This window comes from Ruminococcus sp. 5_1_39BFAA (assembly GCF_964240875.1).
Lineage (GTDB): Bacteria > Bacillota > Clostridia > Lachnospirales > Lachnospiraceae > Blautia_A.
In genome coordinates, this window is the sequence record NZ_CAXSVO010000013.1 from 72571 (window position 1) to 98422 (window position 25852).

At 43.2% G+C, this 25852-nt stretch carries 17 protein-coding genes; all 17 read right to left on the minus strand.

Features of this window, described 5'->3' with window-relative positions:
• Nucleotides 1-3: 3 nt before the first annotated feature.
• The 17 genes from ACESZH_RS14305 to ACESZH_RS14385 all read right to left on the minus strand — a co-directional run bounded on the left by ACESZH_RS14305 (nt 4) and on the right by ACESZH_RS14385 (nt 25841).
• Nucleotides 4-792 carry a WecB/TagA/CpsF family glycosyltransferase gene (locus ACESZH_RS14305; protein WP_373217295.1) on the minus strand — a complete coding sequence of 263 codons (789 nt, stop codon included), beginning with the start codon at nt 790-792 and terminating at the stop codon, nt 4-6.
• A gap of 979 nt (nt 793-1771) precedes the next feature.
• Nucleotides 1772-3781 (minus strand): recombinase family protein, encoded by a 2010-nt coding sequence (locus tag ACESZH_RS14310; RefSeq protein WP_373217297.1) that lies wholly within the window; start codon nt 3779-3781, stop codon nt 1772-1774.
• Nucleotides 3782-3833: 52 nt separating this feature from the next.
• Nucleotides 3834-5957, minus strand: a complete 2124-nt coding sequence (locus ACESZH_RS14315) for a recombinase family protein (RefSeq protein WP_373217299.1) — start codon at nt 5955-5957, stop codon at nt 3834-3836.
• A gap of 80 nt (nt 5958-6037) precedes the next feature.
• Nucleotides 6038-8722: an FtsX-like permease family protein gene (locus ACESZH_RS14320; protein ID WP_373217301.1), complete on the minus strand. Its 2685-nt coding sequence runs from the start codon at nt 8720-8722 to the stop codon at nt 6038-6040.
• Nucleotides 8719-9408, minus strand: coding sequence for an ABC transporter ATP-binding protein (locus tag ACESZH_RS14325; protein WP_373217303.1), 690 nt, complete (start codon nt 9406-9408; stop codon nt 8719-8721). The genes ACESZH_RS14320 and ACESZH_RS14325 overlap by 4 nt, the downstream gene beginning before the upstream one ends.
• 73 nt (nt 9409-9481) lie before the next feature.
• A complete protein-coding gene (locus ACESZH_RS14330; RefSeq protein ID WP_373217305.1) occupies nt 9482-10387 on the minus strand; it encodes a sensor histidine kinase in 906 nt (301 codons plus the stop codon).
• A 6-nt stretch (nt 10388-10393) separates the two neighbouring features.
• Nucleotides 10394-11065, minus strand: a complete 672-nt coding sequence (locus ACESZH_RS14335; RefSeq protein WP_373217307.1) for a response regulator transcription factor — start codon at nt 11063-11065, stop codon at nt 10394-10396.
• 628 nt (nt 11066-11693) lie between these two features.
• Complete coding sequence (locus tag ACESZH_RS14340; RefSeq protein ID WP_373217309.1) at nt 11694-13028, minus strand: RNA-binding domain-containing protein; 1335 nt, start codon at nt 13026-13028, stop codon at nt 11694-11696.
• 83 nt (nt 13029-13111) lie between these two features.
• The gene (locus ACESZH_RS14345) at nt 13112-13372 is read right to left on the minus strand and encodes a hypothetical protein (RefSeq protein ID WP_373217311.1); all 261 of its coding nucleotides are present in this window, start codon (nt 13370-13372) and stop codon (nt 13112-13114) included.
• A gap of 2 nt (nt 13373-13374) precedes the next feature.
• Nucleotides 13375-13674: a SymE family type I addiction module toxin gene (locus tag ACESZH_RS14350; protein ID WP_373217314.1), complete on the minus strand. Its 300-nt coding sequence runs from the start codon at nt 13672-13674 to the stop codon at nt 13375-13377.
• Complete coding sequence (locus ACESZH_RS14355; protein WP_373217316.1) at nt 13652-13798, minus strand: hypothetical protein; 147 nt, start codon at nt 13796-13798, stop codon at nt 13652-13654. Before ACESZH_RS14355 ends, ACESZH_RS14350 begins: the two co-directional genes overlap by 23 nt.
• Before the next feature lie 377 nt (nt 13799-14175).
• Nucleotides 14176-15528: an SEC-C metal-binding domain-containing protein gene (locus ACESZH_RS14360; protein ID WP_373217318.1), complete on the minus strand. Its 1353-nt coding sequence runs from the start codon at nt 15526-15528 to the stop codon at nt 14176-14178.
• A gap of 86 nt (nt 15529-15614) precedes the next feature.
• Nucleotides 15615-16073 carry a hypothetical protein gene (locus tag ACESZH_RS14365; protein ID WP_015519168.1) on the minus strand — a complete coding sequence of 153 codons (459 nt, stop codon included), beginning with the start codon at nt 16071-16073 and terminating at the stop codon, nt 15615-15617.
• Nucleotides 16074-16096: 23 nt separating this feature from the next.
• A complete protein-coding gene (locus ACESZH_RS14370) occupies nt 16097-19129 on the minus strand; it encodes a DUF4268 domain-containing protein (RefSeq protein ID WP_373217320.1) in 3033 nt (1010 codons plus the stop codon).
• Nucleotides 19130-19168: 39 nt separating this feature from the next.
• Nucleotides 19169-20086 (minus strand): winged helix-turn-helix domain-containing protein, encoded by a 918-nt coding sequence (locus tag ACESZH_RS14375; RefSeq protein ID WP_373217322.1) that lies wholly within the window; start codon nt 20084-20086, stop codon nt 19169-19171.
• 20 nt (nt 20087-20106) lie between these two features.
• Nucleotides 20107-22662 carry a YgjP-like metallopeptidase domain-containing protein gene (locus ACESZH_RS14380; RefSeq protein WP_373217323.1) on the minus strand — a complete coding sequence of 852 codons (2556 nt, stop codon included), beginning with the start codon at nt 22660-22662 and terminating at the stop codon, nt 20107-20109.
• Nucleotides 22662-25841: a type I restriction endonuclease subunit R gene (locus ACESZH_RS14385; RefSeq protein ID WP_373217324.1), complete on the minus strand. Its 3180-nt coding sequence runs from the start codon at nt 25839-25841 to the stop codon at nt 22662-22664. The genes ACESZH_RS14380 and ACESZH_RS14385 overlap by 1 nt, the downstream gene beginning before the upstream one ends.
• Nucleotides 25842-25852 lie beyond the last annotated feature (11 nt).

Below are 25852 nucleotides of genomic sequence, written 5' to 3' on the forward strand. Positions count from 1 at the left end.
CATTCACTTCCCCCTCACCATAGCATTCCAAATAAACTTCGTGTTCGTGTGCCAGTATCTCCCAAACAGTCTCCTTGGATCTTGCAGAAGTCTATACACCCATTCCAGGTTACTCTTCTGCATCCACTCTGGTGCTCGATCGATATTTCCGGCGTGATAGTCAAAACCAGCGCCGACGCCAACCATTAGTCCGCTCACTCGTCCCTGATGTGCTGCCATCCACTTCTCCTGTTTTGGTGCTCCAAGACCGACCCAAACGAAATCAGGTTCAGTCTCATTTATTCGCTCAACAATCGCCTTATCCTCATCATCTGTCATAGGCCGGAAAGGAGGGCTATACATTCCCGCAATCTGAATACCGGGATACGTCTCTTTTAATACCAAATACAACTTTTCCAGAGTCTCATCTGTTGAACCGTAAAAATAATGCCGATACCCTTTTGAGACAGAAATCTTGAAAATCTCTCCCATCAGGCTCGGCCCTGTAGTACGCTTCATGTTCTTGCACCCACGCTTCTGACCGACTGAGGAAAGAGGACCACCATCCGGTATTGCTAATATTCCACCGTTTTGTACCTTGCAGTACTCCTCATCTTCATACGCCGTCACTGTGGTATGCACATTAGACACACATATGTAATCACCGGATAATTTGCTTATATTTTCATTTAGAAAATTAAGCAGCCACTTCATATCAATAGCTGCAATATTCACACCCAAGATATTACAAGAAGGGATTTCGTTCTTGTTCACTATCCGCTGGTAATTTTCGTTATATGCTGATGTGTTCATATGCTGATCCCTCCTTTATTTGCTTAATAAAACCTATTTTCAATCCCTGCCGAACAGATCCCTTATGAATACTTTCTCTTTCACATCGTCTAAGCACTTGTCGTGCCCGCAACCGCAATTTGAATCTGCTTTTCCATTTAGTTTTCCTCTCTTCCCCGATATAACTCGGATAGTCTAAATCAATAAATCTATATAAAACGCTATGGCAATAACTTCTATTTCACTTTCAAATGATTTCCGTAACAAATTCCTTCTATATAAATGTAGCCTTCATACTTCACTAAAACCCTATAGCTAAACCTGGTACAGCACATTTTCTTATTAAACTGATAATTTCATCTGAACCCGCTTTTCTTTACATATCCCATCAACACAAACCCCAAATTCAATGTTCATCCAAAGTTCTGTGTAAAAATGTAATTATCAGCTTCCGCAACTTACGACCTGAATTTTCGTTTGCAAAATAGCTTCAACTTATTTATCAGCGTCAACTGAAAACCCTACGGTTCATGCTAAATATCGCGTAAAAATGTAATTATCAGTATCCGCAAGCCTCAACCCGAAATTTCGTTTGCTAAATAGCTTTTTCGCAATGTCCAATTCATTTATCAGCCTTAACTCAAATTTCAATGTTCACCCAAAGTTTCGTGTAAAAATGTAATTATCGGCACCGGCAATCGTCTGCAATAAGTTTCGTTTGTATAATAGAATTTGACTGCCAGCGCCAATGATAATTTTTGTCACCATACCCCATCAGAACTAAACTGAAAATTCCCGTCAGACATTCTCTCACCCGAAACTCCCCCAAAACCAACAATATCGTTACCAAAAAGTTCACACTCCCACAGTAATCCCCATCCCTCTTCGGTTCCTTACGCTCTCCAGGCATAAAAAGGCCGCTGGACACTACTCCAACGGCCTACAATCAAACTACCAAAACCATATTTCCAGATACCCACTCCTACTATTTTTTATCCCTTCACCCCTTCCGCCTTCTCTCTGTACGTCGATACTGCACTTTCTTGTTATTAACCTTCCATAAAGCATCCAGAAATTCCACCGTGCCGTCCTCTCTGCATCTGCGATAGCCTAAGAAGCTCCCCAACGTCCGGTCATTGCCATAACTTTTGAGGCGCACACCGAAATTTGTATTGTATTCAATCTCATCTCCTCTGACCGTGCCGCTTTGGATGAAAGCGGCGTAGATGCCTCTCTCGAACCGCAGAAAATCCGGTGCCTGTGCAATCTTCTCCGGTGTCACCTTGATATGTCCGGCATTGACGGCGCTGCGAACGCCTGCTTTTGCCTTGCCGCTTATATCACGGAACATTGTTCCCTGAACATCCTGACCGTTGATATTCATCTTCATACCGGCGGGATTGACCTCCGGCAGCTCCCTGAGACACTGGATGAAAAAGTCATAATTCTTTTTCATAACGGCTACTGCGCTCTGTTCCGCTTCCAACGTATCCCTTTCATGCCGATAATCTTCTAATCGCAGACGCAGATCGTTGGACTGCTCCCTATCCCCTGTCCTTGCCGCCTGCCTTTCAAGGTTCCCCTGTAAAGTCTCTTCCAGTTCCCTGATCTGATCCTCCAAAACCTTAATTCGCTGATCAGATTGGCTGTTCACGCCCAGACGTCTGTTCATGGACTGGTACGCACGCCTGAACTCGTCTTCTACCCAGGCATTTTTGCCGTTATTCACAAGGTCGCGTTTCAGCCAGTAAAGCATCTCCATGAAACTCTGCTCCAAAGCACACTCCCGGAGGACGGTTGAGGGGCAGGTGCTTTCTGCGGGATCCTGCTTTTGACGGCAATAACGATATTTCCGTTTGCATCTCCAGACAGGGTAAGCATAAATGTATTTTTCCAGTTGAACTGCCGGGTCAAAACCCTCGCTGCGCTCATCGCGGTAGCCGCCTGCAACTGCGGAATAAGTCATACGAAAGAATTCTTCCCCACACTCTTTTCCATCCGTAACTGCCCCGCAGATCAGATTGAAAAATGGAGAACCCTTTGGACCTTCTTTGGCCTTTTCCCCATCCTTTGTCTTTTTTACTCTTCCGCTGCAAAGAATCGCCTGAACCTTATCCCAGGTTAAACGGTCAATAATACCAGTATGATGGTTTTTCACATAATATTTGGGGGCTTCGCCATTGTTTTTGACAGAACGGTGCGTGAGAAAATCTCTGGTGATCGTCTTCTGCATTTCAAGGTCACCCACGTACTTCTCATTGCGCAATATATCCAGAACCGCTCCGGATGTCCACAGCTTTTCGTTGACAGTACGCATTCCGGCAGTGTTGGCCCGCTGTGCGATGGAGTTTGCTGAATGGCCGCGAACATATTTCCGGAAAATAAAGCGAACGATTTCTGCCTGCTCAGGATTGATGAGCCACTCCCCATTTTTTCCTTTATCATAGCCCAGCATCCTATTGAGATTGATCTGCGGCTTTCCTGCCTGAAAATTTTTCTGGAAAGTCCAGCGGATATTGTCGGAAATAGATCTGGATTCATCCTGCGCCAAAGCAGAGAGAATGGTCAGGATCAATTCCCCGGTGGCATCCAGCGTATCAATGTTTTCTTTTTCAAAATATATTCCCACAGGCGGATCCTGCTGCCGGAGCTGCCGCACGCAGTTTAGGGTGTCCACTGTGTTGCGGGCAAAACGGGAAATGGATTTTGTTACAATATAGTCAATTTTTCCAGCTTCAGCATCGGTGATCATACGATTGAACTCTTTTCTATGAGCGCGGCTTGTCCCGGATATGGCTTCGTCTGCGTAGATGCCAGCCATTTTCCAACCGTCCTTCCCATTGATGTAAGCGGTATAAAAAGCCTTCTGGTTTGTATAGGAGGTCTGCTGGCTCTCATCCCCGGTAGACACCCGGCAGTAGGCAGCAACCCGGATATCTTTCTGGATTTTTAGCTGACCGCCGCCTTTCACTGCCCGTTTTGTCGCCGGAATCACATTCACTGTACTCATAATTGTACCCTCGCTTTCTATATCGGTCAAAAAAACAGCCGCTATGGGCTGCTTAAGCTCTTCTTTCGTGTTCCTTTTCTCTCATAATATGTCCATCAAAATACGCCGCCGCACAGCGATGATCTTTAATGTTCGTATACATTTCTACATCTGTCCTGGTATCGTCAAACCAGTGAACGGTGTAATGCAGCGGATCGTGGATTGTAATGGAAAGAGCAAAGGCTTTTACATAAGTATCAGTCATATCGTTCAAGAAGCGGATCAATCCTTCCTCGCCCTCCGGCAAATCCCTCATCCACTCAATCGCTTTTTCACGGCACTCGTGATCTGCCTCCAATTCTTCCCAATAGTTCTCCATGTACTCTAACTGTTCTGTCAGATTCTTCTCTTCAGCTTCAGCAGCAGCCTGTTTTTCCACTTCCGTTCTCAATTCGTTTTCAGCATCTGCAATATGCACATCCGCAACGGAATTTTCTGTCAAAATCAGCCTCCCGTTTTCCAACGCCTCTTTCCTGGTCTGCAAAAATCTTACCCTCCTGCGTGCACGCTCCGCTGACATGCTTGCTGCTGCAATCTGCCGTTTTATAAATGCCCTGTCACGTTCCATGAAATCCATCCGCTGTATATTTTCAAGCCTTGTCAGCATCTGTCTGACAAAGCCCGCAGAATTACCGGAAAAAGGCACGGGGGGAACAATAAGCTGGAACCGCTCAGAGATGGCTTTCCGGAACATTCTGACAATCTGTTCCTCATAAATCTTTTCATTATGGCAAATATTTTTGCCGTTATTCCTGGTGGTAGATGGGCAGAACCAGATGGGGTACTTGTTCACATTCCGAATGTTGTAAAAACGCCCGCAGCTTCCACAAATGAGTCTGCCGGAAAAGGCATAAGGCGCCCGTCTGCCATAATGGCTTCTCATGGCAAAAGCAACTTCCCGCATTTCTCTGGCCTGCCGAAACAGTTCCTGGCTGATAATGGTCGGATGGTGATCCTTCACCCAATACTGTACCGCCTCCCCTTTATTTACCTTTATCTTGTGGGTAAGATAATCCTCCGTATAGGTTTTCTGCACCAGTACGTTCCCTGTGTAGCGCTCGTTTTTTAAAATAGAATTAATCTGCTCTGAAGTCCATCCTTCGTCAATATCTGCATTCAACTGTCCCTTTACAGCGTTTTTCATTCGCTTTTTCGCATAATGGCTCACCTTATATGGAATGCAGCGGCGGTTTAACTCTCTTGCCATATCCTTAAACGCCCTTCCTTCCACATAGCTTTGGAATATCCAGCGCACAACTTCTGCTTCCTCTTCCACAATTGTAACATCCTTATAGCGGTAACCGCTTTCCGTGGTAATATGCTCCTCTGTAAAGCGGTATCCATAGATATCCTGATTCCGTACATCTCCCCGCGGAAACCTTTTTCGGTTACCCCAAATAAGGTTGGCGGAAATGGAACGGCTTTCCTCCTGTGCAATTGCCGCCAACGTAGTCAGAATGAAGCTGCTGGTAGAATCCGCAGTATCCAGCCCTTCCTTTTCAAAAAGGATCGTTACCCCCGCTTCATGCAGAGTATTCAATGCAGTCATGAAATCCACTGTATTCCGGGCAAAACGGGAAATGGACTTGGTCACAATGCGGTCAATCCTGCCTTCCTGGCAATGCCGGAGAATCCGCTTAAAACCAGTACGTTTTTGTCCGGATGTACCGGTAATCCCATAGTCTGAGTAGATGCCGGCTGATATCCATTTTTCATTTCTGATGAGAAGCTGATTAAAATACCTTTCCTGCGCTTCGTATGAATTTTCCTGGTCCGTCATATCTGTAGAAACACGGATGTATGCGGCAACCTTCAGTTTTTCGGGCTTTCCGTTGGTTTGCCGGAAGGTTTCATGCGATAGAGCCGGGCCGGATACGGCATCTGGCTGCGGATACGTCAAAGCAGCGCATGGTTCGGACTGTAAAATCACGGTTGTGGTATTTTGCTGAAAATCCTGCATATTCTGTGCATCTGCCTTTCTTGCGGTCGGTGTTTCCGTTTCCTGAATCGCTATCTGCCCGCCAAGCTTCTCCATCAGTATCGCTCGGTCCTTTTTAAATTCCGGTCCGCCCATTCCAATTCGGCGCAGCCAGCCTGCAACATAAAAAACTCCCTTGCAGGAGATACGCCAACTCATCGGCTTATCTCCTGCAAAGGAGTTGAATTTTTGAGCATCGGTAAAATATCGCGGATCCTATTCCGGACGGGAAAATCCCTCTATTCCTTGATTTCCTCTATAATCTGTTCCCTTAAAATTGTCCTTCCTGACATCAGGGTTACACCGACACAGATAACCATATTCAGCAAAATAACTGCCACCAGAACTTCCCATGATATGAAAGCTTTCGGATGAAGATAAAGATATACATGTACCATGAAATAATATAAAATCTTCTGTACCACAAAATAAATGATCATCACAGTCATTCCCGAATAAATTCCATATCGCAGCCCTTCTTTTACAATCATCTTTCTAAATCCGTCATCTGTAATACCCATTGCCCGCAGAATACCGAATTCCCGTTTTCTTGCGACAATCAGATACTGCATACTATTCATAATATGAAGAAGACTGATTCCAAGCAGTACAGCCGCAATTCCGTAATAAAAGAACATTTTCTGATAAAGATACAGATTTTGCTGCTTAATCTGTTCACTGTAGTCTTTTACAACACACTTGTTTATTTCTTTTGTTATTTTTCCAAGCTCTGTAGATACTATCTTCGCTTCACTCTCCGGATTTACTGAAATGCTGGCTGTCTGATATTCTTTCACGCCAAAGTTGCGTTCCATCTGCTCATTTGTCATGATAATATCTACGGTCGTATCGCCAGTATCACCAATATAAGTATCTACTTTCGCTAACGGTCTGCTGGCAAGTGCCGTAACTTTCAATGACTTGCTCTGATACCATTCCTTCTCTCCCTGAAAGCGTAATGCTTCCTGCGGAACTTCCTTGCCGCTGACTGTTGTGAGCGTAATCTCATCACCTGGTTCCACATCAACACCGTCATAGTAGCCCTGTCCGTCCATAAGCGTTTTCACAATAACACTGTTTTCTCTCCGCATCTGTTCCGGGTTAATCTCGCCATTCAAAATATAATCCTTCATATCTTCCAACATGGCATCATCATATCCATAGATATTCACTTTCAGCTTATAATCATCTTCCCCGACCTGTACTGCAACTCCATTGTATTTTTCCATAATCTGCGGATCCGGCGGAAAACTTTCATCATTTGCAGTCTCTGCAAAATAAGAAGTCCATGTAAAAGTTCCGTCATAGAATGGAATTTCACCAAGAAGATAACGGACCGGATGCAGCTCATCAATACCGGATATTCTTTCCATTTCTTTGATTGCATCTTCCGGTATCCAGTCTGTAAGCTGATCTGACTGAATGTAGACCTGAATATCTGAACCAAGACCATCATCTGCTTTAAAAGTCAATTCATTGTTGATTTTTGTATTTTCTGTTACATAGAATGATCCCAAAAACAGAATACTGCCTATGGACAACGACAGCAAAATTCCTATAAAACTTCCTTTTCTGGAAAACATAAACTTTTTAGTAAGAATGCCTGTGAGATTATTATGACTTATACTATAAACCTTATGCTTCGGATGTTTTACAACTTCCCCAGACAGCATCTGCCGAATCGATTGTTTTTTCATTCGATAAACAAAAATACCACTGATAACAAAAACAGCTATTGTTACCCCCAACAATCCCCATAGGATTGTATGCCAGCTTATCTGGTAATTTCCCGCATCCGGAAGAGTCGCAACTCCAAATTTCTGTACTGCATCATCAACACCCGTATGACGTGTCTGATCCCGTAATATAAAAATACGCCCTGCTTTCTGATAAATTGACCCTGCAATCAAATTTCCACATACGCATCCGACCAGATATCCTGCAATTCCAATGCTTCCCAGTTCACATAACAGAACACCCATCTTATAACCGTCTGTCATTCCTAATGTCTGCATGATGCTGTACTGGGACATTCTTCGAATCATCGAAATCTGAAACAAACTGTATATTATGAAAGCTCCGAAAAATGCAATTCCAAGAAGGATGACTGTTTCAGTTAATTGTCCATCCGCATTCAGGTTTCCCCATATATAAGGCAGTCCCAACCCCTGATTGGATAATCCTCCTTTTATAATCTCCCACACTTTTTCCGGTATATATCCTCCTACATATCCGGCGATTCCATTATTTCTTTTTATATCCGAATACGATATGCCAAAATTTTTGCAGAACGACTGTAATTGTTTATATACTTTACGATTTTCTTCAAACTTCAAATATAAAAAGGTTCCATTTTCCCCGTAATCCAAAGAAGAGTTCACGAATACCTGGCTGAAATCCCCCAGAAACTCCGGTAATTTTTCCGGCATATCCCCCATAATTCCGCAAAGTGTAAATACTTTTCCATCTAAGGGTACCTGACTTCCCAGATCATCCGCCATTCCCAGATTTTGCAATGTCTGAATATCCATGGCAATCTCATCTTCTTTTTGCGGGTAATATCCCTTTATCACATTCCGTCCCATCATATCCAGGTACCCGGAATCCGCATACACCAACTCAATCGCAAACGGCTCCTCTATTATCCTACGAACCGTTTCCATGCCTGTTTTTTCAATTTTATAACCACTTCCTGCAGAATTCATTTTAAAATCATGAATCCAGTCAGCATCTCCCCTCGTACAGTAATGCCAGTCGCCATATTCTGTTCTTGCATTTTCTAACGCTGCATTTTTTCCGCTTTCAAACAGACCACCCATCCCTGTTAAGAGAGCTGCTGAAAGTATAATACCTGTAAAAAGAGCAGCCGTCTGCTTTTTGTAATATTTTAAGTAAGAAAAGGAAATATGAATGATATTTTTCATAACCACTCACCTTCCTTTTCTGTCAAAATCATGCCATCCTCTATATGTAACACCCTGTCACAATTACCTGCTAAACTCTCATTATGTGTTACCATCAGGATCGTCTGATTATATTTTTTACAACTGTTTTTTAACAGCCCCATCACTTCTACTGTTGTTCGAGAATCCAAATTTCCAGTCGGCTCATCTGCCAGAATAATTGCCGGCTTATTAGCAAGTGCTCTTGCCAAAGCCACTCTCTGCTGCTGGCCTCCGGATAATTCGTTTGGAAAACGCATTCTTTTTTCCCATAATCCAAGTTCTTTCAGTAGTTCTTCAATATAAGGATGATCTACATATTTCCCTTTATCAAGAGTTACCGGAAGGGCCACATTATCATATACATTTAGCACAGGCATCAAGCTATAATTCTGGAACACAAAACCAATATTTCTTCTTCGGAATACTGTCAACTCTTTTCTTTTCAACCCGGCAATGTTATGCTTTCTGATAATAATTTCTCCCTCTGATGGAACGTCAAGCCCTCCTATCAGATTTAATAATGTACTCTTTCCAGAGCCGGAGGTTCCCACAATCGCAATAAATTCTCCCTGCTCTACCTGCAGCGAGATATTTTTTAATGCGTGTACCAGATTTTCTTTTTCTCCGTACTGTTTACTTACATTTTTTACCTGCAATACTTCCATCTCTTTCACCTCTTTTTTGTTAATAAGCATAGAATAGCAGGCAAATCTTTCATATCATTGACAAAATCCCCTTTCAATTTTGACAATTTTGTAAGAATACTGAAAAGCAACTTCCTTTTCCATAGTCTGATGACACCGTCATATATCCCTTTTCCTGATCCAAAATCAATCTTGAAAGATATAGACCAATTCCTGATCCCTCTTTGTTCTCTACGTCCTTGCTTCTATAAAAACGCCGGAAAATATTTGTAAGCTCGTCCTTTCGAATTCCTATTCCATGATCCTGAAATCTGATTTCTGTAAATAATTCCAATGGATGAACCTCGATTTCAATGGTGCTGCCTTTTTCTGAATACTTTATGGCATTTTCCAGAATATTAACAAACACCTCTGCAGTCCATTTCTTATTGTGAAGCAACAGGCAATCTGCAAATGGTTCTGTAACAATACAGATTTCCTTTTTTTCCGCCTGATCATATGTGCTGTTCAATGCACTAAGCAAAGTGTCTTTCAATGATGTGCTTCCTGTGTCAAACTGAATGGCACCTTGCTCCAGCCTGACCATTTTAAACAAGGACTGCAAAATCCAATCAATTTTACCCAATTGAAGTTTCATTCTGTCTAAAAAATACTGTCGCTGTTCATGCTCTGTTTCCATTTCCAGCAAATCTCTGTACATAATAGCACTGCTTAACGGAGTCTTGAGCTGATGAGACATATTGGAAATAAGACTTTTCACCTGTTCTTTTTCTTCCTGTGCCGAATTCAGTTCATATTCAAGTTTTTCCTGTACACGAATCATCTTACTCGCAAGAGCAGATATTTCTCCCTCCTGAATATCAGATATTTCAATCATTTCCCTATTAAGTACCTGTTCCAGCATCTTATCTATCTGCCGATACATTTTCCTTCTCTGATACCGCTCTAAGACTACTACAACCAACGCTATTATCAGAATAATTACAAATATTCCTATCATTTCCTCCTACGCTTTCTTCCAGATATATCCGATTCCATAAACATTTACAAGGTGTTTTGGATTTTTAGGATCGTCTTCAATCTTTGTCCGCAGTCTTCGAATGTTGACAGGTACTGCATTCTCATCTACATAATTCCCCTGACTGTCCCATACATAATGCAATATCTGCTCTTTTGAAAGAACAATGCCTTCATTTTCCATAAAGTAAGTCAACATCTGATATTCTATTTTACTGCAATTGATTTCCTCTCCACCCTTGTATACCTTACAAGAATTCTTATCAATCATAATATCTCCGGAAACCATCTGCATCTTAGGAATATCTTTTCGTAAAAGCTTTTTAATTCTTGCTTTCAAAACCGCAAGCGAAAATGGCTTGCTCATAAAATCATCCATTCCAAGTTCCAATGCTTTTACTTCATCCATCTCTGTATCTCTTGCAGTCAGCATCAAAATGGGGACATCCTGTTCTCTTTTTATAGCAGAGCACAAGTCAAATCCATTACCGTCTGGTAGATTGCAATCCAATAAAATCATATCGCAACCCTGCTTATGGAAAATTCCCAATCCTTCTTCTACTGTAGCAGCAGCCATGACCTGATGTCCTTCTGTCTGCAAAGAAAAGCACAATCCCTCCTGCAAATCTATATCATCTTCGATAATCAATATCCTACTCATTTTGACCAGTATCCTTCCATGTTGAACAAGGCACAAATGTTATGCACAATTTAGCAATAAATTCTCGAGATAAAATTCTGTTTCTGCTACAAGCCTATTTGGTTCATTGATATCCATTCCTGCCCGACATAATGCACATGAAATAGTTGCATGTGTACGAGGTCTTAAAGTAATAACATTATGTGAAAAAACGGGCATATTTTCAGAATAAATAAAATATTTGTATTACCATCTATAGAAACAATCTCGTCTCTATAAAACCTTGGAATGTAAATATTCCCCGTAGATGATACTTGTCGTAATCTTTCCCAATCCTCATATCTTGCAATCGCAACATCTGATTTTAATACTCTCCCATCCGGAGCATTCTTCCATGTTGTCAACCCCATATGCTCCTTCTCATGGTCAGTAGCCCGGAGATGTTCTTATCATTCTTGCTCTTTGCCTGGGACAGCTTCGAATTCTTCCCCACGCACTTGATTGTCTGTCTGCCGCCAATCTTGACGCTATTCGATGTAATGCAGGGGTACTTCGTGGCATCTGCCTGACCGCCGGAAAAAGATAAGATATCCCCGACATCCAGTGCCGGATTCCCGATCCAATTTTAATTTCCTTTTGCGGCATGATTTCACTTCAATATTTCCCATACTGGATTTTGTTTCGATCCTACTCTTCTGATATAGCCTTTATCCCTCAATGAATCCAATGCTCTCTGCACTGTTCTTACGGTTTTGGAAATCTTATCTGCAATTTCATCCCTTGATGAATCTGGTTTCTGCTTCAAAATAGCAAGAACCGCCATCTCCGTTCCGTTCAAAGTGACATCCAAAGTGACACTTGGAATGTCACTTTGACGCTCTGGCCTGTAGATGACAAACTTAAATCCATTCTCTCTATTCTCATAGGAATATTTGATGCCGGCATCGTTACACAAGCTGTTAATCCTTTTGAATCCGCTGCCAAACTGCTCTATAGATTTACTCAAATACAAAATTTTGGCAATCGTAGCGTTTCTAATTTCCGATTCGATATTGTCCTTTATGTATTCCTCCGGCTTATGTTTACTTGCATATTCTCCGGGGCTGTAGACCGTAATCATTCCCGGATGAATGCATATCTCATGGGTTGTCCGACCATTATATATTGCATGTGCGAAACTATTTGCCAACACCTCCCTGATTACAGCCACAGGAATTTCAGGAATTTCTTCCCTTTCCATTCCGGTTATCTCGCTTCTCCATCGAATATTCTTTAAGATATATTCTTCCGCGATATTCAACAAATTATAGATATTATCTTCAAACAGCTTCATATCAAGGAATGTCAGCTTCTCATCTGTCGCAAATATCCCAGCTTTTAGCGAGACTGGACGAGTGTTTCCGAAAAGTATTTCTCCGGCATTTGTTAAATAATTATCGCAAACAAGTCCAAATCTTTTCAAAATAATCGGGCATGTATACCTTCCATCAGGTAATCTTCCTGCCGAAATAGCTTTTTGCCAAAATGATTTGATTGCTGGCTTATCAATTTGCTTTGCTGTTGCATTCGACTTTCCCTTTTCCCATAATTCCCGATATTTATTAGCAACAAAAAAAGCCTTTAATTCATCAGGTGTGACCTCTCTGTCTTCATCAGCCGTTCTCAGATAGTATCTTCCTGCTGCGGAATATGGGGCATTTTCGCCACTAAACTCTACCTTTATCAAATGTTTGTGATCCAGCACGACCTCTTCAATAACAGGATATATTTGAGGTCTGATATTCTCATATACTGCTCTGGAGACATCCCTTAATGATGACTCTGAGACATCTTGTCCAATAACATCACCGCTTGGTTTTACCCCAAAATACAACGTGCCTATACCATGTTTATTTAAAATTGATGAAATCGAAACCATTGCTTCTTTCATTTCACCAGTTGTCTTCTTAAATTCAAGAGTTTCCGTTTCTTTTCCCAGATTCATGATGTCCCTCCACTTCTCAAAGTGACACCATTATACCACAAAGTGACATTTTTTTTACTATATAATTTACAATCAGAACTCTTTCAATGTGAAGGACACCTCCCAGAGCGATCCATACGATGTATTGCCCTCCGAAGTGTCCCACACCGGGAATAGCTGTGATAGGGGTGGCTGATATGATGCTTATGATAGACCAGACAAAGGTTCCGATCGGCAAGCTCCACATTATGGATGTACCAAACATGCCGGGTGTTGTTGCTGATCAGTGTCACATCATAGGCATTCGCCACGATCACCATAAAATACTTCCTGTCGATAGACTGCAGTTCTTCTGTGGTAAACATGCTCACCACCTCGCTCCCGGCTCCGTTACCATCTGCGCTCTTATTTTGACTTTCTCGACCTCGTAGCGCTTCTTTAAGGCTTTCATCTCCCTCTCCATAAACTCGGCTTCTGCGGCCTTCACAGCAGCCCTCTCAGTATCCTGGGTGATGATGATCTTGCCATCCTCACAAGTGACGGAGATATAATCCCCGACATCAAAACCGGCTTCCTTAAGCCATAACCCCTTCAGCATAATCGTCGGCGTCTCCCGATACTTATAGCCGCTCTGTCCGTAAACCTTAACACTTCTCTTCTTTGCCATTATGATTTCCTCCGTTTCTCAGATTGTCGTTGATTGTCAGCTTCAGTTCCACGATCACCGGATCCAGATCATAGGCACCACCTCCCCTCGGCGAAAAAAATAAGCTGCCAATGCTTTTACACATCAGCAGCTTTCGCTTTTAGTTCGGTGTTCTATTTTCAGTTCTGATTCTTCTTTGCGTCCTTGATACGGTAGTAGTCTTCCAGATCCACATCGATCCTGACTTTCGTATCTGGTTTTCGGTTGCTCAAGAGGCACACGGTCTCAACGTGGCTCGATTGCTCCAGATTGATGTCAAAAATCCGCCGGACCGAGCCGTTCGTTCTCGGAAATATATCAACGGTATTTTTGACTTCAAAATAGCCATTTTTTCGACCGCGCTCGTTCTTGGAAACAGGTCGATATGGTTGTCCCTACTTATAAATATGGAACCGGCAAATCCTCCAATCGCCTCAATCCTACGCTCTGAGGGAACAAGTCCGAAATCCCATCGCCTCAACCTTAATTCTTCCCGTGACAGAATTTGTACTTTTTTCCGCTTCCGCATGGACATGGATCATTACGTCCTATCTTCTTTGGCCAGTTTGCTCTTTCCTGAACCATAAGTGGTATTTTGCCATCATACATAAGAGAAAGTTCTCTTAGTCGATACAGGTATTCTGAAACACCCAATAAGGCCTGAAACATGTGCATCGCTTCATTTTCAAATTCGAGAAGGTATTCCGTTTTCTTTATGGTTCTGTCTTTTGGATTTGGAATGTAAGTAATAACCTGACTCACCGCGTCACATTCAACATCATTGTGTCCAATCGCATTTCTCAGTTTTGCATTTACTACAACATCCAAGAAATCGGTATAGACTTCTGTGTTCAAGCAAAAATGATACCTTGATGCCTTTGGGAGCTTTAAATAATCCTCTAAAGAAGATACATTCTTTTCCAAAGGATTCATCGAATTCGCGTCAGCCCTGTATTTTATGTTATTAAGAGCGACCGGGATAACAAGCAAATTACCAAGGGCTTCATAAACATCCAAATAGAACTGTTTTACACTATCAAAGCTACTTGTTGTCGAGCCTTCAACTTCAAAATCAAAAGAATCATCTTTGCAATATTGTAAAGAAAGAGCAGGAATGAGGCGCTGGTATATTTTTATAAAATCATCATAGACCTTATATATCAAATCCTGTAGCTCCTCAAGATGATAACCATCATGTGAATTTAAGAAGTCTACTAAGCTCTTCAGCTGAACAGAGTCCAGTTTCATAATTCCTGCACTAAAAGAGGGATTATCCAAGATGTCTTTTTTGAGTGCAGAATAAAACCCATGAACCTCAATCATATGAACAGCTCTCAGTACCTCAGACTCATCTCTGCACTGAAAGTATTGTCCGGAGAATTCCTTTTGTATCTCCTGAACAAGGTATTCACTATTACTTCTGAAGAGGTCAATGATTCTTTTATAGCTCTTCCATTTCTTTTCTGTTGCATTAAGCTGTGATACCGCTTTTCCGAACTGCTCATATGAATCATCCGTCTTCATACGATTCATATAGCGGATAAACGGAGTAATGACGACTTCTTCCAACTCCGCTGCTTTGCCTTGTTTCACGGTCGGAAATTCACCAGAGCATTCAACCATGTAATCAGCTTCAGCATCCGGGATTTCATCCGCATTGTCAAAAGAAAACTTTAGCCCCGGTCGGTCTTGTCCTATCTTAACGCTGCCAGATAAGGAAGTACCACATTTACCGCAAGCCACAACAATAGGATGTTCTTCTTGCCATCCAACCTGTAATCGGACTCTGGTAATACTTCCGCAAACCTGACATTTTATAAATGTATTAAAAACCATGCATTTTCTCCATTCATATTATAAAGCATTAAATCGCCTCAACCTTTGACAGCTCCGCAAGTGCATGGATTTTCACCGTCATAGCCCTAATATGCCTCTGCTGGGATCGATGATCCATCTCTGACAATCTTGATTGTTCCATCATCAGAAATTTCTATTACAGAGACATCTTCAAGTAAATGCCCATGTGCTCGAACATAATACTCAGCCAGTGTTTCCTGCTTGCCACGAAACACTGCTTTTTTCATACAAAGCAGCTTCTTTGTCCCAGAAGGCAGAAAACCAAAGTAAAATACAGCCTCGTCCAAGCCCATCAACTTTGCGCTCGGAACATTCCCGGAATCAGTCCACGTATAACATTTGCACTCAGCCACGATAGACCTGTCAGCATTGGCAAGATCAAACTTGTGCTCCTTTGGCGGTCTGCCGATGGGGATTGCTGCTTCTTGCTCAAAATATGTATTATATTTTTCTTTGAGAATCGTTTGCACAAATTCTTGGAACTTGCGTCCGACGTGCGGATTCTCAGAATTTAAATTTGCCATCAGTGCTCCTCGTCCTGAGTGGACTATTGCCAATCTACCGTTATATACGGCACAATCAAATCGTAGAACTTCTTTGACCATTCTGCATGGAACTTTGCCATCTGCGGCCAGTCATCCTCGTTTTCAATGCTCACGTTATCAAGCTGAATAAATACCTTTGAGGATTTGATATCATCTCCACGGTTCCACTGAAGCTCCGTTCCCAGCTTCGATTCAATCTCGCTCTTGTGCTGGTAAAGAGCATCAAACGCAGCTTTATTCTCTGACCTCTCCGCTCTGGCAAACACGACCTCTGAACGTGCAGAGTCAAAATTCGCAACACAGCAGAGGTAGAAACCTCCAATGCCAAAGAAGCCGTTTATCCAGTTGTCCGTACTCGGATTTACATTGCTGAAAGAGCCGGGATTACCATGAGCCTCATGGATTTGTGTTAAGGCATACGTCCAGTAACGTTTTCTGATCTCAAATCTCGTTTCAGAGGAATCACCGCTTATACTGAGATGCTCTCCAGTCATAGATAACGCTGTCGTGATCCGGTCAAAATGGTCGATGATCCAATCAAATATTTTCGGCTGCTCTGCTGGATTGAATACATCAGCCTTCTCCTCAATAACGATGGAACGTGTTGTACCTGTCAATTTTGAGTATTCCCAATTTAGGTTCTCACCAAATTCGGCCTCAATCTGGTCTTTTAATTCCTTCAGACGGTTATAGGTATCCACATTATAGGTGTAGATGCCCATCTTGATTCGTTTACCATAGGGAATGGAAAAGAATAAATGATAACCGTTCGCGCCTATGTGCACATCGTAATATGTTCGACCAGCAGCTTTCTGTTTTGCTATATCACTTGATCTGCCGTGCTCATAAGCATAGTTTACGAATGCTGTCCAGAATTGCAGTTTTTGATCATCTCCGGAGCCTTCTGCACTTTCCTCGGATTCCGGTACGTTTGCCGATACTTCCTCCAACTCCTCCGGGATTTCTCGTCCATCTTTAACGAACGAAATGCCGATCAGCTTTTTCAACTGTTCTTCGTCGAATTGCAGGTTCCAGCGTTCCTGCATGAAAACGAGGAGCTTTTCAGTTCTGCTGTATATCTCAAATGCAGTCCAATCCTGCAGCTTGGATACCTCTATCTCTGAGTGAGATCCATTCTCGTACCCGCGACGTCCTGTGGTTTTGGAATGCTTCTTATCCTCAAAACTATCATTCTGCAAAGCCGAGTTTACGCTCTGAGACAACGGCAGAAGGTTCCCAAGTGCTCCGGAAAGCATCTTGATTTCTGAATCCTTAAACTGACGGTACATATTACGCCAGTAATACTTCGTCGGTGTCTGAGGGAGAATATGCTCGATAGACACTTTATCCTTCTCGGACTTTGTAAACATTGACCACGTGCAGAAACGATCTATATTATTTTTCTCTGCCAACTTAGCCTCATATTCATAAAAGAAGTATCGCAGACTGTTCCAGTCGTAGTAGCCATTCCCTGTAGAAAAATATTTCTCAATTCTGGTGACAAAGTTCTGCGTGGCAAAATCGATATCGTTCGTTGTCCTGTCATATATCTCTTTGCATAGCTCATCCACATCCGTTTCTTTCACATACACCTGACGTGCAGCTCGATAATAATCACTGCTGCCATAGGATGCATTAAAATTACCCAAGCGAAATGCAACAAAGATAAAGCGCTCAACTGCTTCAAAGATTTTAACTCTGCTGTTCGCAGAAATATCCCGCCGACTAATGACCGCAGTAACCAGCGGCCTGAAATGTCCGATGCCGATACGGTTAAGCCTATCGACTCGTTTTTGCTCTTCAGGAGTAAGATTAACACTTTCAAGTGGGAAATATGTGTCATACCAGTACTTCGCCATATCTTTGAGGCTATTGACATAGTCCTCAATTTCTTTTGGCTGGAGTTTGGATACCTCTATGATTTCCTGTTCTTCTGTTTCAGTAACTTCCGTGTCTTCTGCATCAGTGACATCATCGCTGATAACCGACTCGGCCTCTGTCTCAACCAGAACGGGTGCCTTTTCAAATATGCCCTTTGAAGAGAACTTGCTTAGCAGGAATTTGATGTAGTCATCGCCACGTTTACGGGAATACCTGAAGTAGATAATCCAATGGGCACGCAAAAAGTCATCATCGGAAAGAGGAACACTCTTGTTCCTACCAAGCTGATAGTAGACTTCCTTCCAAGCGTCATTTATCTTCTTACGGAGGGCAGACTTGTCCTTCTCGTCAAACACCTCATCATCATAAAGCGTGGTCAAATAGATCAGTCTGTTTTTCAACAATTCAAGATTCGTCAGCTTCTTACCACGATTGTTCATGGTCTCGAAAGCTACAAACACATCGTAATCATCGTCGATTTCATGGAGATTAAACATCAGGCGCTGGGTGAGCTTCTTGTACAGAGTATTTACTGCCTCAAGTCCGCCTTCTCCGGACTCCTCATATAGCTTTCTGATGTTCTCTGCAAAAAAGCTCTTTGCAAACTTCAGATTTTTTGTATAGTAGGTCTCATTCACTGCACCGGAATACGGCTCATCGAACACCTTATATTTCATGTATTCCGCGCTGGGATTATCGACCTCATAACCAAAAAGGTATGTTGTTACTACTCCATTCGGTGGTCTTTTTCGGCAGATGTATTTTGAGACGATCTCTTCGACCGTTTCATACCCCAGCGTGATTTCCTTATCAGACTTGCCCTTGTTCTCATCCAAGCTGCGCACGAATCCCACAATCTCGTTCAAGAGAATGACAAACGTGGTAATGCGCTGCTGACCATCGACTATATGGCAAGGCTTATATCCGTTCTCGACCAGCCACAGATCTTCACCCCAACTGATGGTCTCCTTGCCTTTTAGAGGCTTAAGGGACAGGAGGCCTGTATAGTGATACCGATCAGTCTGAAGATTTACAAGGTCATCCCAAAAATCCACCAACTGCTGCTGCAGCCATGCATAACCCCGCTGATAGTCCGGTATCCGGAATAATCTATTTTGAAAGAGCAGCGACAATGGCTGCAGCTCATTTGCCATAATGTATTCCCTCCAACTTCCTGCTTTTTCGCAATCGAATTACTCGTCCTGATATTCAGCCAGAGCATCGGTATCGATTGCCTTAATTTCAAACGTTTTCCTCGTTGACACACAGAAGTTATACTCAATCATCAGTTTTGCAAGTCTCTCACCATCAATCAGAATAATGTGATGAGTATTTGCGTAATCCTTAGCCTTCTGCGAGAATTTAGCTGTTGTAACAAAAAGTCCATCACCGTGCTTCCCGGCAATCGCACCTACAAAGCTCTGAATGTCCGGCTGTCCAACGACTCTATCCGGTGCCCATTCCTTAGCCTGCATATAGATCAAAGAAAAGCCGAGCTTGTCCTCCATGATCACGCCATCAATTCCATCATCACCGGAAGCGACTGTTGCATGACTTCCGTAAGCCACAGTTCCATATCCCATCTTCGAAAGAAGATCAACAACGAGCTTTTCAAAGGTGTATGGTGAAATTTTCAGAACTTCACTCAACAAATCAGATGCAAGGCTTGCATTAATCTGCTTGTATGCGTCTTCAAGCTGGTCATCGGGTGTAAGATCCGTCTGCTTTGAAATCACAGGCACTGTATCATCTCCATTTGTAGGATCAGAGGCGGATGCAAAATCTACAAATGAAGGAAACTGTTCCAGATATTTGGAATCTATTTTCTCCGGATTTTCTTCAACCACCTTCTTTCCAGCTTCTGTAATAACAATAGTAGCGCGGGCAGGACTATCAAGGAGTCCAGCTTTTTTCAGATAAGTCTTCGCCCATCCGACCCTGTTTTTAAACACGGTTTGCCTGCCGCTCGGAAGCATTTCTGCGAGGTCTTCCGCTGATAAATTTAGCTGTTGAGCTAACACGGCAGTAACGTCTTTAATTTTATAGACCTCACCGTCTTTTACTGCTGTCAGTAAAGGCTTCATCAATTCATCGTATTTTGGCACTGCCATTGTTAGTCCTCCTCCTTGACTCACTGAAGATCGGGATCACTTCCAAGCGGTGTAATTCCGTTTTCTTTGAGCATTTCATTTATTTCATAAATCGAATTCTCAGCGCAGGCCGCTAATACACATTGATAAACGTAACCTTCGTTTTTCATCGAATTCAATTTAAAATCTGTTTTACCGAGAAACATCTCAGCCTCTGGCAAAGGCAACTTCAGACCTACGCATAACGCCAGAACTGTCTGCACAGATGTTGGATACTCTTCATCGTTTCTCAAACGCTGAATGGTTTTTTCTCCCACGAGTGAGCGGTCAGACAGCTGCTTATTTGAGAGCTTTTTCTCTTTTTGCAACGCGACCAGTGTCTCTGCAAAAGAGCCGGGATATCTGCGTAATGCTTCAGAACGGCGCTTTGCGTTCTTGATCTGATCAAGAAGTGCCTTGTTGTGTGCATTAAGCTCGAAGGAATACTCGACCTGATTTTCAACTGGCGCTGAATTACGCATAAACTGCGTGTAATACCTCGCCCCTTGATATTTCGATTGATAACTATATCCCTTCGAGAAGACGACGCAGCACTCATCCATGTGCGAGAGCGCATATTCTGACAGCGTAGCATTCCCAGACTGATCTCTCGCTATGTATTTTTCGTTATTGAGAACGAGATGACGATCTGCAAAAATAAACTGTCCGCTGTCAATCAGCTTCTTAAACTCACGGTCAAAGCAGTATGCCTTAAACAAATCGGCATAGGGAATAGTGAATGTCTGATTCTTATCCAAGGCACCGGCTTCAAATGAATATCCGCGAACATACTGACCATCCACAAACGGATATGCGCCCTCAGCTTTGGAATACCCCAGATCCATCAGGCGAACCTTGGCTGCCTGCCTCGACACATCGAACAGCTCCGCAAGTTCATCAATGACATTCTCATAGGCTGCAATGCTCGCATCATCAGCCCCGCCATAAGCTGCAAGAAGCTGTTCTACCTTCAAGCGCGTCGTTTTCGCAGGCATCAAGATTCTCGGAGCGACACCTTTGGCTTGCCACTCCATCCAGTCTACGGCCTTCCATTTATCTGAATCAGTTGTGTTTGCAGCTATTTGGCACTGGATAGCCCTTCCAAGATTATCGTTAGCACCTATCATTTTCATCAACACATGATAAGGCTGATGACGGTACCAGTGGAAACATTCATGAGCCAGAGTAGTGCGCTTTGTTCCTACAGATCTCTCATAGGAGACACGCGGATCAAGATAAACGGTTCCTCGTTTGGCATTGCGAATTGTAATCTTCCGGTGCTTATCGAGAACATTCCCGTTATCAAATATGATAGTCCCAAAGTAAGTAAGATCATCTGACAGAGGAACATCTTCGATAACCTGTAGTTTCATATCGCTGGCTATTGTCTCGATTGGAACCCTCATCGGTTTATCCAGTGCTTCCGGACAATACCTTGTCAGGAACTTCTCAGCCTCGCCTTCAAACTGGTCGCGAGAGATAATAGGTACCAGCTCTCCGGACAGACGGTCATTATCAGATTCCTCTTGCGGCTCACAATTACCAACAGACATGATCCGGAACCCGCTCATATCGATGCCAAGAGTAACCTGACAATGGATCTTAAGCCAGCGCTCATTAAAATATCCCTTGCGAGATGCGGATGGCATTTCGACATCGCATGATGCAATTACATCGAAAGCAATCACGCCATCCTCCGGCTGTTCAATATGGATAACATTCTCGATTTCCATATCAATGACCGATAGTCTTTTCGTGTCACCAGAATGATCCTCTTGAATATAAGCTATGGCCGCATCCCGGATGTCGTCATAACGAGATTGGTCGATCAGTTTCTGCAGTGGGCTTTCATCCTGCGCTTCATAGTAGTCCAGTCTGCTGTCGTTGAGCTCTTTACGTATTTCACGCCAATTAGGCATGTGCCTATCCATGTGTGCGATGAATGTAGCATCATGCTTTCTTGTGATTAAATGTGTAAGCTCATGCAAAATAATATAATCAAGGCAGGCATACGGTTTCTGGGCGAGCTGCAGGTTGAACCACAGCTTCTTTTTATCTGTGCTGCAGGCACCCCATTTTGTGACCATATATTTCGTTTGCCAAGAATCACATTTAAGTCCTGTCTGTGTCTCCCACTTAGGCAGACGCTTTTCTATTTCTTCCTTTAGGATCTTCCTATATTCCTCTTTCACATAAGCGTCTCGCTGTTTCACGGTACTTTTGGCGCTCATAGATAGAACAATATTCTGATTCTGAATCTCGAAGCTGTTCTTTTGATTGTCCGGCTTGAAAACAAGAAAGTATTGCTTCCCCCAGATATACATCGTCTCGCCGGAAACATACTGTCGCTTCGATGCTCTTGGCTGATCCTGAAACTGCGCAATAGCCCTCTTGATAAAGCCCAGCTGAGTTCTGGCATAAGCCTCTATAGCTTTATCGTCCACGGATAAAGGCGCAGAAATTACCACATGTCCATCCGGCGGCTTCACCTGAAGGTGCATATTCTTTATATTCTTTTTTTGCACATCAATCGGAATCCCGGAAATGACAATGCGCATTAATACTCCTCCTGTTTCTCAATGATCTTATAGATGCGCTCCACCTCGGAATCATCACCCAAAATCTCATAGAGTGCTTTCTTTATTCTTCGTATTACTACCTGATTATCTCTGAACCCGGACAGTGCCTGCTTTTTCACGGCTTTGTGGATTCTGATAGCCAGTTTCTCATCCTCTCCGGTGTTGTCATATATGGCCATGAGTGCCTTGCTCTTACGGATGCTTTCCGGATATTTATCGTTATCCTCCGGGCAATCAACATCCTTGGCCAGCTTTATATATTTCTCAAGCATCTCAGCGTAGTCAAGAACTCCCTGCTTACGCTCTTCAATGAGCTTATCAAGGATTTCTGACATCTTTGCATAGTAACGCGGATTGACGGTGACCTTTTCGATAACCTTCTTACGGATGTTATTCTCGATGGCCTCTGCTGCACCTTCCTTGTGGCCGCTATCGCCTTCACCGGTAAGCGTCTCACCCTGCTTTGCTACAAAATCCAATAGAGTAAGATCATCAAAATCGCCAATCTTCTCAGCATCCGCTGCCGTGATATAGTTATCGATCATCTTTCTCATATCAGGCTCATAGGCCTTCAAATCGAGGAAGTCACCACTGGCCGTGCCGATGGTTTTCTTCAACTCAATGTAAAAAGTGACCTTCTTGTCATATTCACTCAGCTTGCCGGATGAGATGTCATCAACCAGATATGGTTTTGCTTCCGCGAAGGCTCTGACAAGACTGCTCACCAGACGATAGAGTTTTTCTCTCAGGCGTGCATAAATCTCGTCGCTCTCTTCCGACTGGCCGGAAACACCACAGAAATAATGAATGTATTGGATTTCTCCACGAGGTTCCTCGACGCCTTCGCAGAGTTCTTCGACCGCGTCGTACACTTCCTCAAAATATGATACCGTAGCATCATGGCGATCCTTAACAAGACCCTTTACATCCTCCGGATCATATCCTTCAAAAGCGCCGGAAGTATAGTCCTTCATTGCCGTTTGGAGCTGACCAAACAGCTGCTTGTAGTCCACGATATAGCCGAAGTCCTTGCTATCATCGTCAAGACGGTTGACGCGGCAAATCGCCTGAAACAGGCCGTGATCCTGCATCCTCTTGTCGATGTAAAGGTAGGTACAAGGAGGTGCATCAAATCCGGTGAGTAACTTGTCCACAACGATAAGGAGCTTCATATTTGCGGGCTCCTCTACAAACTTCCGCTTTGCTTCCTTTTCAAATTCCTCCACCTTAGCCTGAACCGATCCTGCATTCGGAAGATCAGACGGATCAAGTCCCAGCATCTTCAAATATGTCTCGTATTTGAGGAAGGTTTCAGTATCATCCTCATCGCTGACGGTGTCAGTGCGCAGTTCACCCTTGTTCGGTGTATAGGAAGATATGATGGCGCACTTCTTAAAGCCCATCTGTTGGAATATTTCGTAATACTTACAAGCCGTAGGAATACCATCAGCTACAAGAATCGCATTTCCGTTTCCATCCATCAGACGCGGCTTCATATTAAAGTCCTGAATGATGTCCCACGCCACCTTTTCAAGACGAGAGCGAGAGCTATATACCTTCTGCATCGTGCCCCACTTCTCTTTGAGCTTTGCCTTAGCGCGAGAAGAGAGGCCTCTGGTCTTTACATCAAACCACTGATCAACACGATCCTGTGACGACAAATCCTGCGGAACATCACGGTATTCATAACGCAAATCCAGCACGACACCGTCGGCCACGCCTTCGTTATATTTATAAGCATGGATATATGTACCGAAAACTTCGATACTGATCTTTTTATCCTTTTTTAGCAACGGAGTACCCGTAAAACCGATAAATACAGCATTCGGCATGATAGTCTTCATCGCCGTATGGAGCTTACCGGACTGTGTTCTGTGGCATTCGTCAACAAATACCACAAGATTTCCCTTTGCCTCGAAATCAGCAGGGAGGGAGGCTTTCAGTTCTTCAATATACTTATCGTAGTCATTTTCTGTCGCTTCTCCGCCACGACGGCCAAACTTATGCACGAGGGAGCAGATCAGCGAATCATCATATACATTCAAACGATTCAGCAAATCTTTACCGCTCTTAGTACGAGCAATATTCTCATCCACACCAGTGAATGTTTTTTCTATTTGCTCATCAAGCTCATCTCGGTCTGTCACAATTAGGACACGGGCATTAAGCTCAGCCCAATGTGTCAGAATCCACTTCGCAAGCCACACCATTGTCAGCGTTTTGCCGGAACCCTGTGTATGCCACAGGATGCCGCCCATCGGTTTATCCGGATCTCTATTAGGATTATGAAGCTCCGTTCTCAGATTATTAAGCCTCTGCTGAGTACGCTTGATACCAAAATACTGATTATACCGACACACCTTTTTGATGCCTTTATCAAATACGACAAAATTCATGATAAGGTCGATGAAACGCTCCTTATCGAACATGGCGTATATCTGCTTCAGAAGTTTATTATCGATGCCTTCGCAGGTTTTACTGATACGAACATCTACTGGAGCACGCTCCTCCTCATGTTCTTTAAAGCCGTCATCCTTCCACTCCATATAAAACTTTTCTCCGGTCAGAAGCGTGCCGTAGCGCAGACCTTCTGATTCGTTTCCGGCCATACAGAACTGCATGGTAGTAAAGAAGCCTCGAATAAAAGAGTCCTTCTGGTTTGTGAGATTCTGGCGGATGCCTTCGGACACGGAGATGCTGCTTCGTTTTAATTCGATAACGGCCACAGCAATACCGTTCAAATAGATGACAAGATCCGGCCTCTTCTCCTGCTGTTCAACAACAGTAACTTCCTCAGCGATTGCAAAGTCATTATTCAGCGGATTGGCCTCGTCGATAAGTTCGACTGTCACCGGAGGCTTTTCCGGGCTTTCACTGACCGGAATGCCGTACTTTAACCGAGAATATACTGTCTTATTGGCATCATAGACCCCACGAGAAAGATTTCCTGCTTCCTGCTGAAGCTGCATTACGGCAGCATCAATCAGTTTGTCTGCATAGCCCTTCAGTCGAAGATACTGGCGCAGACGATCTTCCTTGATGTTCTTATTCTGATAATCCGACAGGTTACCAATATACTGGTAGCCCAAGATCTCCGGATCTTTGAAGAAGCGGATCACTCTTTCCTGTGTTTTAATTTCGGCATCCCCAATACTCATCCAACAGGCAC

Excerpts from the sequence above, each read along its gene's own strand:
- ACESZH_RS14315 (WP_373217299.1), bottom strand. The coding sequence starts at position 5,957 with ATGAGTTGGCGTATCTCCTGCAAGGGAGTTTTTTATGTTGCAGGCTGG.
- ACESZH_RS14360 (WP_373217318.1), bottom strand. The coding sequence starts at position 15,528 with ATGGTTTTTAATACATTTATAAAATGTCAGGTTTGCGGAAGTATTACC.
- ACESZH_RS14365 (WP_015519168.1), bottom strand. The coding sequence starts at position 16,073 with ATGGCAAATTTAAATTCTGAGAATCCGCACGTCGGACGCAAGTTCCAA.
- ACESZH_RS14355 (WP_373217316.1), bottom strand. The coding sequence starts at position 13,798 with ATGTGTAAAAGCATTGGCAGCTTATTTTTTTCGCCGAGGGGAGGTGGT.
- ACESZH_RS14325 (WP_373217303.1), bottom strand. The coding sequence starts at position 9,408 with ATGGAAGTATTGCAGGTAAAAAATGTAAGTAAACAGTACGGAGAAAAA.
- ACESZH_RS14385 (WP_373217324.1), bottom strand. The coding sequence starts at position 25,841 with ATGAGTATTGGGGATGCCGAAATTAAAACACAGGAAAGAGTGATCCGC.
- ACESZH_RS14320 (WP_373217301.1), bottom strand. The coding sequence starts at position 8,722 with ATGAAAAATATCATTCATATTTCCTTTTCTTACTTAAAATATTACAAA.
- ACESZH_RS14305 (WP_373217295.1), bottom strand. The coding sequence starts at position 792 with ATGAACACATCAGCATATAACGAAAATTACCAGCGGATAGTGAACAAG.
- ACESZH_RS14375 (WP_373217322.1), bottom strand. The coding sequence starts at position 20,086 with ATGGCAGTGCCAAAATACGATGAATTGATGAAGCCTTTACTGACAGCA.
- ACESZH_RS14335 (WP_373217307.1), bottom strand. The coding sequence starts at position 11,065 with ATGAGTAGGATATTGATTATCGAAGATGATATAGATTTGCAGGAGGGA.
- ACESZH_RS14350 (WP_373217314.1), bottom strand. The coding sequence starts at position 13,674 with ATGGCAAAGAAGAGAAGTGTTAAGGTTTACGGACAGAGCGGCTATAAG.
- ACESZH_RS14340 (WP_373217309.1), bottom strand. The coding sequence starts at position 13,028 with ATGAATCTGGGAAAAGAAACGGAAACTCTTGAATTTAAGAAGACAACT.
- ACESZH_RS14380 (WP_373217323.1), bottom strand. The coding sequence starts at position 22,662 with ATGCGCATTGTCATTTCCGGGATTCCGATTGATGTGCAAAAAAAGAAT.
- ACESZH_RS14345 (WP_373217311.1), bottom strand. The coding sequence starts at position 13,372 with ATGTTTACCACAGAAGAACTGCAGTCTATCGACAGGAAGTATTTTATG.
- ACESZH_RS14330 (WP_373217305.1), bottom strand. The coding sequence starts at position 10,387 with ATGATAGGAATATTTGTAATTATTCTGATAATAGCGTTGGTTGTAGTA.
- ACESZH_RS14310 (WP_373217297.1), bottom strand. The coding sequence starts at position 3,781 with ATGAGTACAGTGAATGTGATTCCGGCGACAAAACGGGCAGTGAAAGGC.
- ACESZH_RS14370 (WP_373217320.1), bottom strand. The coding sequence starts at position 19,129 with ATGGCAAATGAGCTGCAGCCATTGTCGCTGCTCTTTCAAAATAGATTA.